Origin of the sequence: Bradyrhizobium sp. LTSPM299 (genome assembly GCF_000938235.1) — a bacterium.
Lineage (GTDB): Bacteria > Pseudomonadota > Alphaproteobacteria > Rhizobiales > Xanthobacteraceae > Bradyrhizobium.
Genome location: NZ_JYMU01000046.1, coordinates 84535 through 100024, shown reverse-complemented (window position 1 = coordinate 100024; position 15490 = coordinate 84535). Strand labels below are relative to the sequence as shown.

Genomic DNA, 15490 nt, shown 5'->3' with positions numbered 1-15490 from the left:
GGTCTACTTTACGTTGGCGTTTTTTCTGATAGAGGGATGCAGACCGGCGGGGTCGACCACCATTCCGAATTCCTGAAGGTTGTGTGCATGGCAGAGCTGATGCAACGCGAAGGCCTGATCGATCGCGGCGGGCTGCCCCATAATGTCGACCGTGCGATTGACCGCTTCCTTGCTCAGCTTCAGCGCAAAGGCGGGCTTGGTCGCGATCTTGCGCGCCAGCGCCAGCGTGAAGGAGGAGAGGTCGCCGCGCGGCACCACGTGATTGACCATGCCAAGCCGATGCGCCTCGTCGGCGCTCCAGCTATCTGCGGTGAACAACATCTCCTTGGCCTTGCGTGCACCCAACTCCCAGGGATGCACGAACCACTCGACGCCGCAGACCCCCATCGTGACCACGGGATCGCAGAACTCGGCGTCACTGCTGGCAACGATGAGATCGCAGGCCCAGGCCAGCATCAGCCCGCCGGCGATGCACTTACCGTGGACTTCTGCGATCGTCGGCTTGGCGAGATTGCGCCAGCGCCGTGTGATCTGCAGATAAATCTCCTGCTCGCGCGCGAAGCGGCCATGCGCGTTCGGCTCGGCGAAGCCGCCCCAATTTCCGACGGGCGGGAAATCGACACCCGCCTGGTTCTTCCCAGCGGGCCGCAGATCGTGGCCGGCGGAGAAATGCGGGCCGTTGCCGGCGAGGATGATGACCTTGACTGCGTCGTCCTGCACCGCCCGGTCGAAGGCGGTGTTGAGATCATAGGTCATCTGCAGGTTCTGGGCGTTGCGCGCCTCGGGGCGGTTCATCACGATCCGCGCGATCGCAGGCTCCGGCCGCTCGACAACAACAGTCTCGAATTGTTCTGAGGTCATGGATCCTCCCGGGATCGATTTTTCGGCATGATGAACGGGGGCAAGAGAGATAAGCAAGGGCTATCACCGCCAAAAATGCGGGCGTAAACCGCCACACGGGATTACCCGGCGAGAGTGATCTGATACGGTGATGCAGAATTCCACCAGGAGGACTTTCATGCGCAAGCTTTGGACCGTGCTGGCAGCGCTGGCGACGTTGAGCCTGACGAACTGCGGCTACAACGCGATCCAGACCAACGACGAACAGGTCAAGTCGAGCTGGTCGGAGGTGGTGAACCAGTACCAGCGGCGGGCCGACTTGGTGCCGAACCTGGTCAACTCGGTGAAGGGTTTTGCGCAGCAGGAAAAGGACGTGCTGCTCGGCGTCACCAACGCGCGCGCCAAGGTCGGCAGCATCCAGGCCACGCCTGAGTTGGTCAACGACCCGGCTACATTCCAGAAATTCACCCAGGCGCAGGGCGAACTCTCCAGCGCGCTGTCGCGGCTGCTGGTCGTGACCGAAAATTATCCGCAGCTCAAATCGGACGCGTTGTTCCACGACCTGATGGCGCAGCTCGAAGGCACCGAGAACCGCATCACGGTCGCGCGCAACCGCTACATCAAGGCGGTGCAGGACTACAATGTCGGCATCCGCACCTTCCCGAACAATCTGACCGCGATGGTGTTCGGCTATAAGGAAAAGGCCAACTTCTCGGTGGAGAACGAGAAGGAGATTTCGACCGCGCCGAAGGTTGATTTCAATCCAGCGCCGGCGCCGTCGAAGTAGCGGTGGTGCGCCCGCCTGCGATGACCGCCGTCCGCGTCGTCCTGTTTGCCTTCCTGCTGGGCTTGGTGTGCCCGGCGCTGGCCCAGGTCGCGGTACCACAGTTGACCGGCCGCGTCGTCGACCAGACCGGGACGCTGCCTGCGGGCGATATCGCCTCGCTCAACGGAAAGCTGAAGGACCTGGAAACGCGCAAGGGCGCTCAGGTCGCGGTGCTGATCGTGCCGACCACGGGCGATGAGGCCATCGAGCAGTTCTCGATTCGCGTCGCCGAAGCCTGGAAGATCGGGCGCAAGAAGGTCGACGACGGCGCGCTGCTCGTCGTCGCCAAGAATGACCGCCATCTGCGCATCGAGGTCGGCTACGGCCTCGAGGGCGTGCTGAGCGACGTCGTCACCCACCGCATCATCAGCGAGGATATCGCGCCGAAGTTCAAGGAGGGCGATTTCGCCGGCGGCATATCAGCCGGCGTCGACCGGATGATCCGCCTGATCAATGGCGAGCAACTGCCGGTGCCGGAGCCGCCGCATTGGAAGCCGTCGGCGTCCTTCGATCCGTCCGACATCTTCAATCCGTTTCTCCTCATCCCGGTTTTGCTGTTCGGCGGCCTGATACGACGGATGCTGGGCCGGCTGCTCGGCTCGGCCGTATCAGGCGGTCTGGTCACGCTGATTGCCTGGGTCGTGATCGGCTCACCCATCGTGGCGATCCTCGCGGGACTGGTCGCATCAGTGTTCGTGATGTTCAGTGACGCCGCCACCGCGCCGTCGTCGGGCGGTCGCGGCAGGGGAGGCGGCTGGTCAGGCGGTGGTTACAGCGGCGGTTCCTGGTCCGGTGGCAGTTCGAGCAGCAGCGGCGGCTTCAGCGGCGGTGGCGGTAGCTTCGGCGGCGGCGGCGCTTCGGGGAGCTGGTAGATATGGGCATCAAGCGTATCGGCAAGCATCTGCTCGAACACCGTTGGCGGGTGCGGCGTGATTTTCCGCCGCGCGTGCTCGATGCGATCGAGCAGGCGATCAAGGCGGGTGAGGCCACCCATTCCGGTCAGATCCGTTTCGTCGTCGAGGGCGCGCTCGACGGCGCGGCACTGTTCCGCGACCAGCCGGCGCGGGGGCGGGCCGTCGACGTGTTCTCGCATTTGCGCATCTGGGACACCCATCACAACAACGGCGTCCTGATCTATCTCTTGCTCGCCGATCGCGACGTCGAGATCGTCGCCGACCGCGGCATCGACGCGAAGGTCGGCGCTGCGGGCTGGGAAGCGATCTGCCGCGCGATGGAAGCGGATTTTAGATCAGGCCATTTCGAGCAGGGTGTGATCAAGGGCATCGCAGCGGTGTCGCGGGAGCTGGCAAAATACTTCCCGCACACCGCTGGCGGGCCGAACGAACTGCCGGACAAGCCGGTGGTGATTTAGCTGCATGCGCGTCCCGAAGGACGCTTTTGTCTTTCACGGCGATAGCGCGGGCGCAGGCGCGGTTCTGGCCCCGGATGTTCGCGCCCGGTAGGCAGACAAGCCGACGAGGCCCACCGCGGCGGCGAAGAAGATGTAGTAGACGGGGGCGGCCTTGTCGCCGGTCGCTTGCACGAGCCAAGTGTTGATGAAGGGTGCAAGCCCGCCGAACAACATTACCGCGAGATTGTACATCAGCGACGCGCCGGTGGAGCGCACGCCGACCGGGAAGATTTCGGTCATGAATGCCGGCATCGGCCCCGCCAACGTGCCAAGGAACACGGCCACGATCTGCATTTGCCAGAGGTTCGTGGTCGTCGGCTCGGCGACAAGCCGCTGCAACATCACATAGAACAACACGCCGTAGATGATCAGCGACGGAATGAGCACCGCGCGGCGGCCGATCCGGTCGGAGAGGGCGCCGGAGGCCATCGCGATTGCGGCATTGGCGAGGCTTAGGAATAGCAGCCCCATCTGCGCGTTAAGTATCGGCAATTTCAGCTCGGCGACCGCATAGGTCGGCAGAAAGATCGCATTGACGTAGTTGATCGCCGTGCCGGCAGCGATCAGGCAGAACGACGCGATCAATTCGCGCGGGTATTCGGAGAACAATTGGCCGAGGGTGGTCTTTCTCGCCGGCTGCGCGGATGCCGCCTTTTCGGCCAGATAGGCCTGGAATTCAGGAGACTCGTCGCAGCGCTGGCGCAGGTACCATCCGGTCGGCCCGATCAGGATGCCGAGAATGAACGGCACGCGCCAGCCCCAACTCGCGAAGGCGTCCGGCGAGAGACTGAAATTCAGGCTGATCGCCATGGCAGCACCGATGGCGAATGCGAGGTTTTGCGAGACCATCTGGAATGCGCCGTAAAAGCCGCGCCGGCCGGGCGGTGCGAATTCGATCAGCATGGCGCTGGCGCTGCCGAACTCGCCGCCGGCGGAAAAGCCCTGGATCAGGCGCGCGAGCAGCAACAGCAGCGGCGCCGCGATGCCGATCGCGCCATAGGTCGGCAGCAGGCCGAGCAGACCGGTGCCAACAGCCATCAGCGAGATCATCACGACCAGCGCTTTCTTGCGTCCGTGCTTGTCGGCGTAAAGCCCAAACACCAGGCCGCCCAAGGGCCGTGCCGCGAAGGCGATACCGAACGTGGCGAAGGTCAGCAGCAGTGAGGAGTTCGGATTGTCCGCCGGAAAGAACAGCTTGCTCAGGATGCCCGCGAACAGCCCGAACACCGTGAAGTCGAACCACTCCAGCGCATTGCCGATCGTCGAGGAGATCACGACCCGGCGGCGCATCTGCGCCAGAGCTTCAGCTTTCGTGGCTTCGGCTTGCATCCGTATGTCCCTTCTCATCGGCGACGGTTGGCTCCGCCCGGGGCTATTGTCTGGCGTGGCCAGGTGCGGCGATCAGACGTCTACGCCTTGACCGACGGCCGTTCGCCGACGCGGTTGAACCACGCTACGATATTGGTGTTGGACTGGTCCAGCGGTTGGCCGACCTGATTGCCGAAATCGAGCCAGCAATAGAGCAGCATGTCTGCGAGGGTGAAGCGCTGGCCGCAGATATACTGACGGCCATCGGCCATCTGGTCGTTGAGCCATTTGATACGGTTGGCGGCGATCATCTTCAGCCCTGGCGAGGCCTCGGGTGCAACTGGAATGCGCTTCTCGAAGAACTTCAACGCCTCGCCGAAGCGGTAGCCATTGGCAAGCGGCTCGGCGATGTTGAGGTCGACGCGGCGCGTCCACATCCGGCACGCGGCGCGCTCTTCCGGCGTCGCGCCGATCATCGCGGGCGAAGGGTGCTTCTCCTCGAGATATTCGCAGATCGCCGTGATCTCGGAGAGATAGCCGCCGTCGTCGAGCTCGAGCGCCGGCATCTGGCCGTGCGGGTTGCGCTGCAGATGCGCGGCCTCGCGGTTTTCGCCCTTGCGAAGATCGACGGCTTGCGTGGGAATCTCGATGCTCTTTTCCGCCATGAACATCCGCACGATGCGCGGGTTCGGCCCGATCGAGTCGTAAAGCTTCATGGTCCTCGCTCCCTGTTTCTTGGTGTTGTTGATGCTGTTGAACAGGCCGCGCGCGGATTTGTCAAATGGAGAACGAACGTCAATCGTCGAGCTTGTTGAGGTCCCGTACCGACTGCATGATCGGTTCGAAATTCGAGCGCGCGTCGAGCGCGTCGAACAATTGCGCGGTGTCGTCGAGCAGGGCGTGCGAGCGCTGCAGTGCGATCCGCACGTCGTCCTGCGGCGTATCGGACAGCCGGCCGTGGCCGGACAGCAGGATCTTCGAATTCAGGCCCTTCAGCCGCTCCAGCGACTGGATGTAGTCGGCGATCGAGCCGGAGCCGAACACGCCGCCCATCACGCCGCCGGGCATCAGCGTATCGGCGGCGAACAGCAGGCCCTTGTCCTGATCGAACAGCGTGATGCAGGCCGAGGTGTGGCCGGGAGTGTACATCACGTTGAGGCGGAAATTGCCGAGGTCGATCAGGTTGCCCTCCTCGAGCCAGATGTCGATCTCGATCGGCACGTTCGGCTCGTTGAACATCTTGCGCAGCATCGAGAAGTCGTCGCGCAGCATGATCTTGTTGGCGGCGAGCCGGTGTGCGGCGATATAGGCACTCCCGTGGAAATGATAGGCGGCGCCGATATGATCGAGATGCTCGTGGCTCAGCACCACCATGTCGATCATATCGGGTGTCACCCCGACATGATCGAGGCAGGCGGTGAGGTGCGGATAATTGCTCGACAGGCCGACGTCGATCATGATCGTTCGCCTGCTGCCGCGCACCAGATAGGCGTTCGCGGCGCGGTTCTTGAAGCGGATCTGGTAGACGTCCTCGGCCGCCTGGATCAGCGTCGCGACGTCGGTGTCGAACAGGGTCTTGAACGGGCTCGGCCGGCGCTCGCTCATGGGTTGGCCGCCGCCCGGTAGACGACGGCGTTGGAAGCGCGCAGGCGCTTCGACAGCGCGTCCATGATCATCAGCGCGAACGCCGGCTGCTGGCTGACCAGATAGACGAAGCGGGCGTGGTTGATCCGCATCACCCTGGTGTGAGGTGCGGCGGCGATGGCGGTGGCGGAGCGCGACGAGCCGTCGATGACCGCCATCTCGCCGAAGAATTCGCCCTTGCCGAGGCTGACGATGACCGTCTTGTTTCCGCCATTGATTTTGGCGATCTCGACCTGGCCGTCGAGCACGACAAAAAGCTCGCGCCCGGTCGAGCCCTCCTCAAAAATGACGTCATCGACATCAAATTCATTGATGCACTTTTCGATCGTCATGGCCGTCCCTGCCTTCTGGCTGGTTGGTCGGCCCATGTTAGTCGGGAAAACGCCGCGCGCAAACTAAGGCGGCGCGGATTGCCGCAGGGCAGCATCTGCCCAAATCCCGCCCGGAAAAGTTCCTAAAATTTCGGTAAGCCAAGCCCGGTCGCAGGTGCAGTAACGATTTCGCAAGCAATAAAAGTTACCAAAAGGTCAACCCAGTCTGGAGATTTTGAACGTGAGTGAGCAGCAGAGCGAGCCGGTCAGCGGTGAGACCGGCGCCGAAATCGCGGCGCAAAACCACCCGCTGACGGCCGCGGCCGATGTCGAGGCTGTCAGGCTGGCGCCAGACCAGGAAGAGACCTCGCCGAAGGCGGACGCCCCCAAAATCGATGCGTCCAAAATGGAAGCGCCGAAGGTCGAGCCACCCAAGGTCGAGCTGCCGAAGATGGACGTGCCCAAGGTCGAGGCCGGCAAGCAGGACGAGCCACGCTCCCCGGGCAAGCTGATGATCATGGCGCCTGGCGACCGCGCCTGGGAGCATGAGGGGACTGCTTCGAAGCCGGCCGCCGAGGAGGCTGCCAAGCCATCTGGCATGCGCCGTGTCGCGGCGATGGCCGCAGTGGTGGCGCTGGCAACCGTGGCTGGCGCGATCGGCGGTGCGCTGGCGACCGGAGGGTTCGGTCACGCCACCACTCCAGCCGTTGCGGCCGCGCAGGACACCACGAAGGATGCCGTCAATGCCTCGATCGCCCGGATCGATGCCGAAATCCTCGCCCTGAAGTCCAGTGTCGACCAGACCGCCAGGGCCGGCACGGTTCAGTTCAACAAGACCAGTGACCGCCTCGAAAAGGTTGAGAAGTCGCAGGCCGAGCCGATGGCCAGGCTCGCCAAGCTCAGCGAAGCCGTCGACAAGCTCCGCGCCACGCCGCCGGCTGCACCCGTTGCCGCTGTGACACCCGCTGCTGCCAGGGACGTCACAGGCACGGTCACGCCGTCTGCGACCACAGCGGCCGCTGCACCCAAGGTCGAGGTCGCCCGCCTGCCGGTGGTCGATGGTTGGGCGCTCCGTGACGTCGGCAATGGTGGCGCGCTGATCGAGGGCCGCGGCGGCATCTATGAAGTCTACGCCGGCGATCCCATCCCCGGTCTCGGCCGCGTCGACGCCATCCGCAAGCAGGATGGACGCTGGGTCGTCGTCACCAGCAAGGGCCTGATCGTTTCGCGCTGATCGCCTGATAACGACAAGGCATGATCCGGAAAAGTGCGAAGCGGTTTTGCGAAGAAGATCATGCCCAAAGAAAGGCGCTTCACTGCGATGTGAAGCGCCTTTTTTCTTGAATAGGCTTCGCCGCGCGGTGTTAGTGCAGGCATGAACCGCGTGCTGAGATGTCTTTTTGTCCTGTCCCTCCTGATCTGCGGCGCCGTGCCCGCACGCGCCGGCGATGATCGCTCTCTTGAGCGCGGTGCCGCGATCATCGATCCCGCCATTCTGCGCGAGCTCGATCAGGGTCGCCTCGGCCTCGGCCGCTTGCTGTGGCCGGAACGCTCAGTCAGCCTTCCGCTGCCCAACCGCGAGTTGTTCGGACTGCCGTCGATGCTTCCGGTGCGCGAGGCGCTCGAACGCGAGTTCGACCGCTATGTCGGGAGGCACAAGGCCAGCCTACCAAACGAGAGCATCGGAATCGGCGACGATTACGCGTTCCAGCTGTTCGACCGCGGCCTGTTCGAGTCCCCCGACGTCCGCTTCGTGCTGTCGGGCATCGTCAACCGGATGGACCGCGCCTATGTGGCGCCGGCAAGTTGCGGTGAGATCCGGTTGATCTATCGGCTGACCCGCACCGACATGCCGCCGATCGGCGAGAACGCGGTGTCGCAGCGCTTGCCGATGACGCTGAACCTGGTGCTGAAGGCGAGGGGCGATGCCGACGATGCGTCGGTCACCTGTCGCGAGATTGCGCGGCGCTGGCTGGCGGCGCGCAACTCTCCGCCGATGGTGGGGAAACTGTTCGGCAAGGACGGTCCGCTCGAGCTGATCGGTCCCGCCAATATCGATCGAATCGAGACCAATCTGCAGATCGCACACGCGCCGAAATCGGCGGTGCGCGATTTCCGCACCGATTATCTGTTGAAGGTGTTCAACTATGACCGCGCGGCGAAGCGCTTCGCGGAAGCCCCGATGGAGAACCAGATCGATCGCGATCGCGTCCTGGCGGATGAGGGGCTGAGGCGCGACTTCAAGGCGTGGCTGCTCGATCCTGCGCATTTTGCCGAGTTCGATCGCGGCACGCTCTTGATCCCGGAGAAATTCCTCGCCAATGGCGCCGTCGCGCCGACCCCGGTCGGGTTTGATGTCAGCGACCTGCAGCCCGAGTTCGGGTTGGTGCAGGGCGAGGGCACAGACAAGGCTTTGTTCTCGGAGAATGACGTCGTCGGGGCACTGAAAAAGGCTGCAGCCGATGGAACGCGGCTGCAGAACATCCAGTCGCTCGCCGGCTTCGAGCGGCGTCTCAACGACGTCACCTGCGCGGGCTGCCACCAGACCCGCGGCATCGGCGGCTTTCATTTCCCTGGCGTCGACTGGATGGCGGCAAAGCCGTCGAATTCCACCGTGGTGCCGGCTTCGCCGCATTTCTTCGGCGACCAAGCTCGCCGCCGTGAGATCCTCGCAAGCTTCCGCGACGGCAAGGCGCCGGATTTTTCACGCGGCTTCTCCAATCGCCCGCAATTGCGCGGCAGCACCGAGCTTGCCGGTACCGAATATAGCGACGGCTGGGGTGCGCATTGTTACCTGCCGGGCGCAAAGCCAACCGAGACCGACCGCAGCTTTCGCGGCTGGACCTGTGCCGAGGGGCTGGCCTGCCAGGTTGCTGGCCAAACCTCGCGCATGGGTATGTGCTTCATCAAAAGCCGGTAGCGGCTTCGGGAACCGACAAGCCCCGGCGTCATTATTTGATGCTACACTCTGACGCGCGACCAGGACCTGAACAGCCCTTGAGCGGAGACCGGCCGATGAGTGCTCCCGACCAGGACAAGCAGCGTAACCGTAAGATCGCGGAGAACGAGGCCGATCGCCAGGCCGTGAGCGCCGTCCGCGTCAGCAGTTGGGCGATAGCGGTCGCGGTCATTATCGGCGTCATCGTTGTCGCCATCGTCTGGGCCTGGCTGAAGCGCTGAACGCTTACCTCGCCCCGCTTGCGGGGAGAGGTCGGATTGCATCGCAGATGCAATCCGGGTGAGGGGGTACAGGTCTATCGAAGCATATTGCTCGCGGAGAGAGCCCCTCACCCCAACCCTCTCCCCGCAAGGGCGGGGCGAGGAAGAACCGGCAGCATTAGCTTGACGTGACTACGCCACCGCGCCCGAGGAGCGCAGCTTCTGGATCGTGGCCTCGTCGTAGCCGGCCTGCCGCAAAATCTCGTCGGAGTGCTCGCCGAGTTCGGGCGGCTTGCGCGGCTGCACCTTTTTGGCGCCGTCGATGAAGATCGGGCTGTTGACGGTCAGCATGGTGTCGTTCTCGAAGCGCACCAGCACCTCGTTCTCGATCATCTGCTTGTCGGTCGGGATGTCGTCGAGGATGCCGACGACGCCGAACACCAGGCCATTGCCGTCGAGGATCTTGCGCCATTCGGCGAGGTCCTTGCTTGCAAACACCTCGTCGAAGATCTTGATCAGCTCGATCGAGCGCGCGTGGCGGTCCGCCTTGGTGGCAAAACGTTGATCGGTGACGAGGTCCTCGCGGCCCATGCAGCGCGCCAGCGTCGGCCATTGCCGCTCTTCGTTGAGCAGCGACAGGATGACCCAGCGGCCATCCCGGCACTTGTAGTGGTTGGTGACGGCGTTCAGCGCCTCTTGGCGCGGCTTGCGTTTCTTGAACTTGGCGCCAACCAGCTTGGCCTGCGCCAGCACGCCATTGGCCCAGACGCCGTTGGCCATCAGATTGGTCGAGACGTGCGAGCCCTTGCCGGTCTTCTCGCGCTGGAACAGCGCGGTGACGATTGCGCCATAGAACGCCATCGCGCAGGGGTGATCGCCCATGCCGGCGACCGAGCGGGCCGGGGTGGTGTCCTCGTCGGCGCGCACCAGGTCCATCAGGCCGGAACGCGCCCAATAGGCGTTGGAGTCGAAGCCGGGCTTGTTGGCCTCTTCGCCCTTTTCGCCGTAGCCGGTGAAGGACGCGTAGACCAGCCGGTCGTTGAGATGGGCGAGATGGTCGTAGGTGATGCCGAGCTTGGCACGCACCTGCGGCGGCATGTTGGTGATGAAGACGTCGGCCTCCGCGACGAGCTTGTAGAGCACTTGTTGTGCGTCCGGCTTGGTGAGGTCGAGCGCCAGGCTCTTCTTGTTGCGCGCCTCCAGCATCCACGCGAAATTGTGTTCGCTTGCCGGATAACCCGGTAGGTTCGGCAGGTTCCGGTAGGGATCGCCGGCGCCCGGCGGCTCGATCTTGACGACGTCGGCGCCGAAGTCGGACAGCACGGTGGCAGCCGCGGGCGCTGCGATGAAGCTTGCGCAGTCCAGGACCTTGAGCCCGTCAAAAATGCCTTTTTCCATCGTGCCGTCGCTCCCGTGGCGCTTGTTGGTCTTTTTCCGGTGGCTGGAATTATCGTGTGCGATGATCCCGATCGAGCCGCCATTTGACCTATCTGGAGGCCGCGATGCAACCCAAGTCATCGCAGATCCGGGTGGGCAAAGCGCAGCGTGCCCACCATAACGAGCACGGATTAAAATGGTGGGCACGGCGCTACGCGCCTTTGCCCACCCGAAACGCTGACGACGTTGCCTACTCCACTCTTGCCATCAGCGCCGCATTGCCGCCCGCGGCGGCGGTATTGATCGTCACCGTCTGTTCGGTGGCGAAGCGCGCGAGGTAATGCGGGCCGCCGGCCTTCGGGCCGGTGCCGGAGAGGCCGCTGCCGCCGAACGGCTGCACGCCGACCACGGCGCCGATCATGTTGCGGTTGACGTAGATGTTACCGACCTGCAAGCGGTCGATCACGTCCTCGACCGTGTCGTCGATGCGGGAGTGGATACCGAGCGTCAGCCCGAAGCCGGTTGCCTCGATCGCAGCCAGCACCTCGCTGAATTTGTCGGCCCGATAGCGCACCACATGAAGGATCGGGCCGAACACTTCTTCCGTGAGTTGGGCGGCGTCAGACAGTTCGAAGATATGCGGCGCGACGAAATTGCCGGCCGGCGCCTCGCCGGCGAAATGCACGCGCGCCTGCTTTTTCATCCGCGCGATATGCGTATCCAGACGCTGTTTTGCCTCCGAGTCGATCACCGGTCCGATATGGGTGGACGGATCCAACGGATCGCCGAGCTTCAATTCGCGCGCCGCGCCCGCAATCATCTCGATCATGCGGTCGGCGACGTCGTCCTGCACGAACAACAGCCGCAGCGCCGAGCAGCGCTGGCCTGCCGAACGGAACGCCGACATCACGACGTCGTCGGCGACCTGTTCCGGCAGCGCGGTCGCGTCGACGATCATCGCATTGATGCCGCCGGTCTCCGCGATCAGCGGCACAATCGGGCCGTCCTTGGCCGCCAGCGTCCGGTTGATCGCGCGCGCAACCTCGGTCGAGCCGGTGAAGACAACGCCGGAGATCTGCTTGTGTGCGACCAGCGCAGCGCCGATCGCGCCATCGCCCTGGACGAGGTGCAGCGCTGACGCCGGCACGCCGGCCTCATGCAGCAGCCGGATAGCCTCGGCCGCGACCAGCGGCGTCTGCTCGGCCGGCTTTGCGATCACCGCATTGCCGGACATCAGCGCGGCAGCGACTTGGCCGAGGAAGATCGCCAGCGGAAAGTTCCACGGCGAGATCGCGACGAAGGCACCGCGGCCGCGCAACGTCAGCAAATTGCTTTCGCCTGTTGGCCCCGGCATCGCTTCGCCGGCGCCGAACAGTTTTCGCCCGAGTGCTGCGTAGTAGCGACAGAAATCAGTCGCCTCGCGCACCTCCGAGAGCGCGTCGTCGAGCGTCTTGCCGCCCTCGCTCCGCAACAGCGCAATGAAATGCGCGCGACGCTGCTCCAGCAGGTCCGCCGCCTTGTCCAGGATGTCGGCGCGGCGCCCGGCCGGCATTGCGTTCCAGGCCTTGAAGCCGCGGCGTGCTTCGGTGACGGCTGCATTGGCCTGGTCCAGCGTGAATGCGATGACCGTGTGAGGCGTTACCGTCTCGGCGGCAATCGCCGATGTAACCCTCTCGAGCGCTTTGCGTTCGCCGAACTCGATGCCGTGCGAGTTCTCGCGCTGTGGCTGGTAAAGATCGGCGGGCAGCGGAATCCCGGAATGTGAGGCGTTGTTGTCTGCACCGACGATCTCGGCCGAGCGGCGCAACAGATCCGCGATGGGTACGTGATTGTCTGCTGCGAGCGCGACGAAGGAGGAGTTGGCGCCGTTCTCCAGCAGCCGCCGCACCAGATAGGCGAGCAGGTCGCGATGGCTGCCGACCGGCGCATAGGTGCGATAGGCGATCTCCGGCCTGTCGTCGCCAAGCTGCGCATACAGCGCTTCGCCCATGCCGTGCAGCCGCTGGAATTCGAAGCTCGTGGCGTCATCTGCAAGTTCGAGGATAGTCGCGACCGTCAGCGCGTTGTGGGTGGCGAATTGCGGAAACAGCCGCGGCCGGAGCGCCAGCAGTTTTCGCGCGCAGGCGATGTAATTGAGATCGGTCATCGCCTTGCGGGTGAAGACCGGATAGCCGTCGAGGCCGCGCTCCTGCGCGCGCTTGATCTCGGTGTCCCAATAGGCGCCCTTGACGAGGCGCACCATCATTTTCCGGTTGAGGCCACGCGCGAGCGCATCGACGTAATCGATCACCTCAGCGGCGCGCTTCTGATAGGCCTGGATTGCGAGGCCAAAGCCGTTCCAGCCGGACAACGACGGATCGGCGAAGGCGGCAGCGAGCACGTCGAGCGACAGTTCCAGCCGGTCGGCCTCCTCGGCATCGACGGTGAAGTTGAGGTCGAACGCCTTGGCGCGGCGCGCGAGATCGATCAGACGCGGCACCAACTCGGTCATCACCCGCGCGCGGCTCACCGCCTCGAAGCGTGGATGCAACGCCGACAGTTTCACCGAGATGCCCGGCCGGTCGGGTAGGGGACGGCTGCCTGCCGCCTTGCCGATCGCCTCTATCGCGCGGGCGTAGGATTCGAAATAACGATGCGCGTCGTCCGCAGTGCGGGCGCCCTCGCCGAGCATGTCGAAGGAGTAGCGCGGGGCGCGGTCCGAACCCGATTGTGCGCGTGCCAACGCCGCCTCGATGGTTTCGCCAAGCACGAAATGGCTGCCCATCAGCCGCATCGCCTGCCGCGTCGCTGCGCGCACCGCCGGCGCGCCGAGCCGCTTGGTCAATCGTCCGATCGTGCCCTGCGGCGTCTCGCCGGGCTGGATCACCCGCGCCGACATGCCGAGCGCCCAGGCCGATGCGTTGACCAGGAACGCGCTCGATTTGGTCTCGTGGTTGACGAAGTCGCCCTGGCCGAGCTTGTCCTCGATGAATTGGTCGGCGGTGCGGGCATCAGGCACCCGCAGCAGGGCCTCCGCCAGCACCATCAGCGCCAGCCCCTCCTTGGTCGAGAGCGCGAACTCGCGCAGCATGTCCTCGACCCCGCCGAACCGATCGTCATTGGCCCTGATCGCTTCGATCAGCCGCGTCGCGGTGCGATCGATCCGTACCTCCCGGTCCGCGCCTAGCCCGGCATCCTGCAGCAGGCCGGCGGCGATAGCGGCATCATTGGGCGCGTAGGGTGGGCTGAACGGGGGCGGGAGGCGATCGGCGTCTGGCATTCGCGGTTCCTTCTGCAATCACAGAACACCTACGCGCTCATGAACCGTAGTTCGATAGACAAATTAGCAGATTTGCCTTAGAAGATAAGGGCAAACTCGAAATATTCCGGATATATGTCAGATATTGACAAGATTGACCGCAAAATCCTCTCCATTTTGCAAGGAGATGGCCGGATCGCCAATGTCGAACTGGCGGAGCGCATCGGATTGTCGCCGACTTCGGTCGGCGAGCGGCTGAAGCGGCTGCAGCGCGACGGCTTTGTCGAGGGCTATGGCGCACGGCTCAATCCGCATTTGCTTGGGCTGGGCTTGCTGGTGTTCGTCGAGGTGTTGCTCGACAAGACCACGCCCGACGTGTTCGAGCGGTTCGCAAAGGCGGTCCAGACCGCGCCGGAAGTGCTGGAGTGCCACATGGTGGCCGGCGGCTTCGACTATCTGGTCAAGGCGAGGGTCGCAAACATGACCGCCTATCGCCGGTTCCTCGGCGAAACCCTGCTGGCGTTGCCGGGCGTGCGCGAGACGCGAACCTACGCCGTGATGGAAGAAGTCAAGCGCGACGCGCCGCTGCCGGTCGGCTGAGATCGTCGTGATGTGATCTACGGCCATGCGCCGGGCGTATTGGCATCTCGATCCGCCCGCGCTAATTCTGCTGCCAGTTGGGGCAGTGACAATGAAAGAGGCCGATCAGCCGATAATCGCGGGGCGGACCGCATTCGCTGGCGCAGTTGCTGCCATCGTTCTGTCGTTGCCATTGGTCACGACTGCTGCCGCAGCCGAGCTCAGCGCCGGTCAGGCGCAGCTTTATTCCTCGGTCACGATCTATCCACCATCGGCAACGACGATGACGGTCTGCTACGGCTTCGTTTGCCGGCGGCGCGAGATGCTCAACTTCACCGCTGGCGACAAGACGGCGCTGAGCAGGATCATGGCTGGCGGCCGCGCCAACGCCGCGGCCGAGCGCGCCGCGGTGCAGAAGGCGGTGATCTGGCTCGACCGCCACATGGGACCGATCCTCGGCACCGACAAGCGCGTGGAGAAAGCGGACTTCCGCGCCAACGACGACAAGCACAATTACGATTGCTGGGACACCACCCGCAACACCACCAGCCTGATGCTGGTGATGCAGGCCTGGAACCTGTTCAGGTTTCATGACGTCGGTGATCCCCACTATCGCGGGTTTCACCTGATGCAGACGCCGCACAACACCGCTGTCCTGGTCGAGCGCGCGACTAAGGTGGAATGGGCGGTCGACCTCTGGCCGCGCGGCTATCTGCAGCCGCCTGATGTCATGACCGTCGCCCAATGGGTGACGGAAGATTGAACTGTTGAATTCCGCTGCCGCGCCGTCCGCGCCG

Annotated in this window: 15 protein-coding genes; 8 read left to right on the top strand and 7 right to left on the bottom strand. The window is 64.1% G+C overall.

Annotated features, from left to right (window positions below):
- Nucleotides 1-3 precede the first annotated feature (3 nt).
- Nucleotides 4-861 (bottom strand): enoyl-CoA hydratase, encoded by an 858-nt coding sequence (locus tag UP10_RS22520; protein WP_044589450.1) that lies wholly within the window; start codon nt 859-861, stop codon nt 4-6.
- Between the two features lie 157 nt (nt 862-1018).
- On the opposite strand from UP10_RS22520, the gene UP10_RS22515 reads away from it, so the two are divergent.
- From UP10_RS22515 to UP10_RS22505, 3 genes are read left to right on the top strand one after another with little or no spacing between them, the layout of a single operon-like run.
- Nucleotides 1019-1627, top strand: a complete 609-nt coding sequence (locus UP10_RS22515; RefSeq protein WP_044589449.1) for a LemA family protein — start codon at nt 1019-1021, stop codon at nt 1625-1627.
- Nucleotides 1628-1647: 20 nt separating this feature from the next.
- A complete protein-coding gene (locus tag UP10_RS22510; RefSeq protein WP_044589484.1) occupies nt 1648-2538 on the top strand; it encodes a TPM domain-containing protein in 891 nt (296 codons plus the stop codon).
- Between the two features lie 2 nt (nt 2539-2540).
- Entirely contained in the window at nt 2541-3038 is a 498-nt protein-coding gene (locus tag UP10_RS22505) for a TPM domain-containing protein (RefSeq protein WP_044589448.1), read from the top strand.
- 33 nt (nt 3039-3071) lie between these two features.
- On the opposite strand, the gene UP10_RS22500 is transcribed toward UP10_RS22505, so the two are convergent.
- The 4 genes from UP10_RS22500 to UP10_RS22485 all read right to left on the bottom strand — a co-directional run bounded on the left by UP10_RS22500 (nt 3072) and on the right by UP10_RS22485 (nt 6361).
- Nucleotides 3072-4406 (bottom strand): MFS transporter, encoded by a 1335-nt coding sequence (locus UP10_RS22500; RefSeq protein WP_044589447.1) that lies wholly within the window; start codon nt 4404-4406, stop codon nt 3072-3074.
- A gap of 80 nt (nt 4407-4486) precedes the next feature.
- Complete coding sequence (locus UP10_RS22495; protein WP_044589446.1) at nt 4487-5101, bottom strand: glutathione S-transferase family protein; 615 nt, start codon at nt 5099-5101, stop codon at nt 4487-4489.
- Between the two features lie 79 nt (nt 5102-5180).
- Nucleotides 5181-5990, bottom strand: a complete 810-nt coding sequence (locus tag UP10_RS22490; protein WP_044589445.1) for an MBL fold metallo-hydrolase — start codon at nt 5988-5990, stop codon at nt 5181-5183.
- Entirely contained in the window at nt 5987-6361 is a 375-nt protein-coding gene (locus UP10_RS22485) for a Crp/Fnr family transcriptional regulator (RefSeq protein WP_044589483.1), read from the bottom strand. Before UP10_RS22485 ends, UP10_RS22490 begins: the two co-directional genes overlap by 4 nt.
- A gap of 214 nt (nt 6362-6575) precedes the next feature.
- Here UP10_RS22485 and UP10_RS22480 point away from each other — a divergent pair, with 214 nt between their 5' ends.
- From UP10_RS22480 to UP10_RS45375, 3 genes are all read left to right on the top strand, one after another.
- Nucleotides 6576-7574 (top strand): hypothetical protein, encoded by a 999-nt coding sequence (locus tag UP10_RS22480; RefSeq protein ID WP_044589444.1) that lies wholly within the window; start codon nt 6576-6578, stop codon nt 7572-7574.
- 141 nt (nt 7575-7715) lie between these two features.
- On the top strand, nt 7716-9260 hold the full coding sequence (locus UP10_RS22475) for a hypothetical protein (RefSeq protein WP_044589443.1): 1545 nt from the start codon (nt 7716-7718) through the stop codon (nt 9258-9260).
- Between the two features lie 95 nt (nt 9261-9355).
- Nucleotides 9356-9520, top strand: a complete 165-nt coding sequence (locus tag UP10_RS45375) for a hypothetical protein (RefSeq protein WP_197082677.1) — start codon at nt 9356-9358, stop codon at nt 9518-9520.
- A 171-nt stretch (nt 9521-9691) separates the two neighbouring features.
- On the opposite strand, the gene UP10_RS22470 is transcribed toward UP10_RS45375, so the two are convergent.
- Both UP10_RS22470 and putA read right to left on the bottom strand, forming a co-directional pair.
- Nucleotides 9692-10897: a CaiB/BaiF CoA transferase family protein gene (locus UP10_RS22470; RefSeq protein ID WP_044589482.1), complete on the bottom strand. Its 1206-nt coding sequence runs from the start codon at nt 10895-10897 to the stop codon at nt 9692-9694.
- A 229-nt stretch (nt 10898-11126) separates the two neighbouring features.
- A complete protein-coding gene (putA, locus tag UP10_RS22465) occupies nt 11127-14135 on the bottom strand; it encodes a bifunctional proline dehydrogenase/L-glutamate gamma-semialdehyde dehydrogenase PutA (protein ID WP_044589442.1) in 3009 nt (1002 codons plus the stop codon).
- A gap of 114 nt (nt 14136-14249) precedes the next feature.
- Between putA and UP10_RS22460 the strand changes: the two genes are divergently transcribed.
- Together UP10_RS22460 and UP10_RS22455 are read left to right on the top strand one after the other, a co-directional pair.
- The gene (locus tag UP10_RS22460; RefSeq protein ID WP_044589441.1) at nt 14250-14714 is read left to right on the top strand and encodes an Lrp/AsnC ligand binding domain-containing protein; all 465 of its coding nucleotides are present in this window, start codon (nt 14250-14252) and stop codon (nt 14712-14714) included.
- 91 nt (nt 14715-14805) lie between these two features.
- Nucleotides 14806-15456 carry a hypothetical protein gene (locus UP10_RS22455; protein WP_044589440.1) on the top strand — a complete coding sequence of 217 codons (651 nt, stop codon included), beginning with the start codon at nt 14806-14808 and terminating at the stop codon, nt 15454-15456.
- The last annotated feature ends 34 nt before the right edge of the window (nt 15457-15490 follow it).

Excerpts from the sequence above, each read along its gene's own strand:
- UP10_RS22520 (WP_044589450.1), bottom strand. The coding sequence starts at position 861 with ATGACCTCAGAACAATTCGAGACTGTTGTTGTCGAGCGGCCGGAGCCT.
- UP10_RS22515 (WP_044589449.1), top strand. The coding sequence starts at position 1,019 with ATGCGCAAGCTTTGGACCGTGCTGGCAGCGCTGGCGACGTTGAGCCTG.
- UP10_RS22510 (WP_044589484.1), top strand. The coding sequence starts at position 1,648 with ATGACCGCCGTCCGCGTCGTCCTGTTTGCCTTCCTGCTGGGCTTGGTG.
- UP10_RS22505 (WP_044589448.1), top strand. The coding sequence starts at position 2,541 with ATGGGCATCAAGCGTATCGGCAAGCATCTGCTCGAACACCGTTGGCGG.
- UP10_RS22500 (WP_044589447.1), bottom strand. The coding sequence starts at position 4,406 with ATGCAAGCCGAAGCCACGAAAGCTGAAGCTCTGGCGCAGATGCGCCGC.
- UP10_RS22495 (WP_044589446.1), bottom strand. The coding sequence starts at position 5,101 with ATGAAGCTTTACGACTCGATCGGGCCGAACCCGCGCATCGTGCGGATG.
- UP10_RS22490 (WP_044589445.1), bottom strand. The coding sequence starts at position 5,990 with ATGAGCGAGCGCCGGCCGAGCCCGTTCAAGACCCTGTTCGACACCGAC.
- UP10_RS22485 (WP_044589483.1), bottom strand. The coding sequence starts at position 6,361 with ATGACGATCGAAAAGTGCATCAATGAATTTGATGTCGATGACGTCATT.
- UP10_RS22475 (WP_044589443.1), top strand. The coding sequence starts at position 7,716 with ATGAACCGCGTGCTGAGATGTCTTTTTGTCCTGTCCCTCCTGATCTGC.
- UP10_RS45375 (WP_197082677.1), top strand. The coding sequence starts at position 9,356 with ATGAGTGCTCCCGACCAGGACAAGCAGCGTAACCGTAAGATCGCGGAG.
- UP10_RS22470 (WP_044589482.1), bottom strand. The coding sequence starts at position 10,897 with ATGGAAAAAGGCATTTTTGACGGGCTCAAGGTCCTGGACTGCGCAAGC.
- putA (WP_044589442.1), bottom strand. The coding sequence starts at position 14,135 with ATGCCAGACGCCGATCGCCTCCCGCCCCCGTTCAGCCCACCCTACGCG.
- UP10_RS22460 (WP_044589441.1), top strand. The coding sequence starts at position 14,250 with ATGTCAGATATTGACAAGATTGACCGCAAAATCCTCTCCATTTTGCAA.
- UP10_RS22455 (WP_044589440.1), top strand. The coding sequence starts at position 14,806 with ATGAAAGAGGCCGATCAGCCGATAATCGCGGGGCGGACCGCATTCGCT.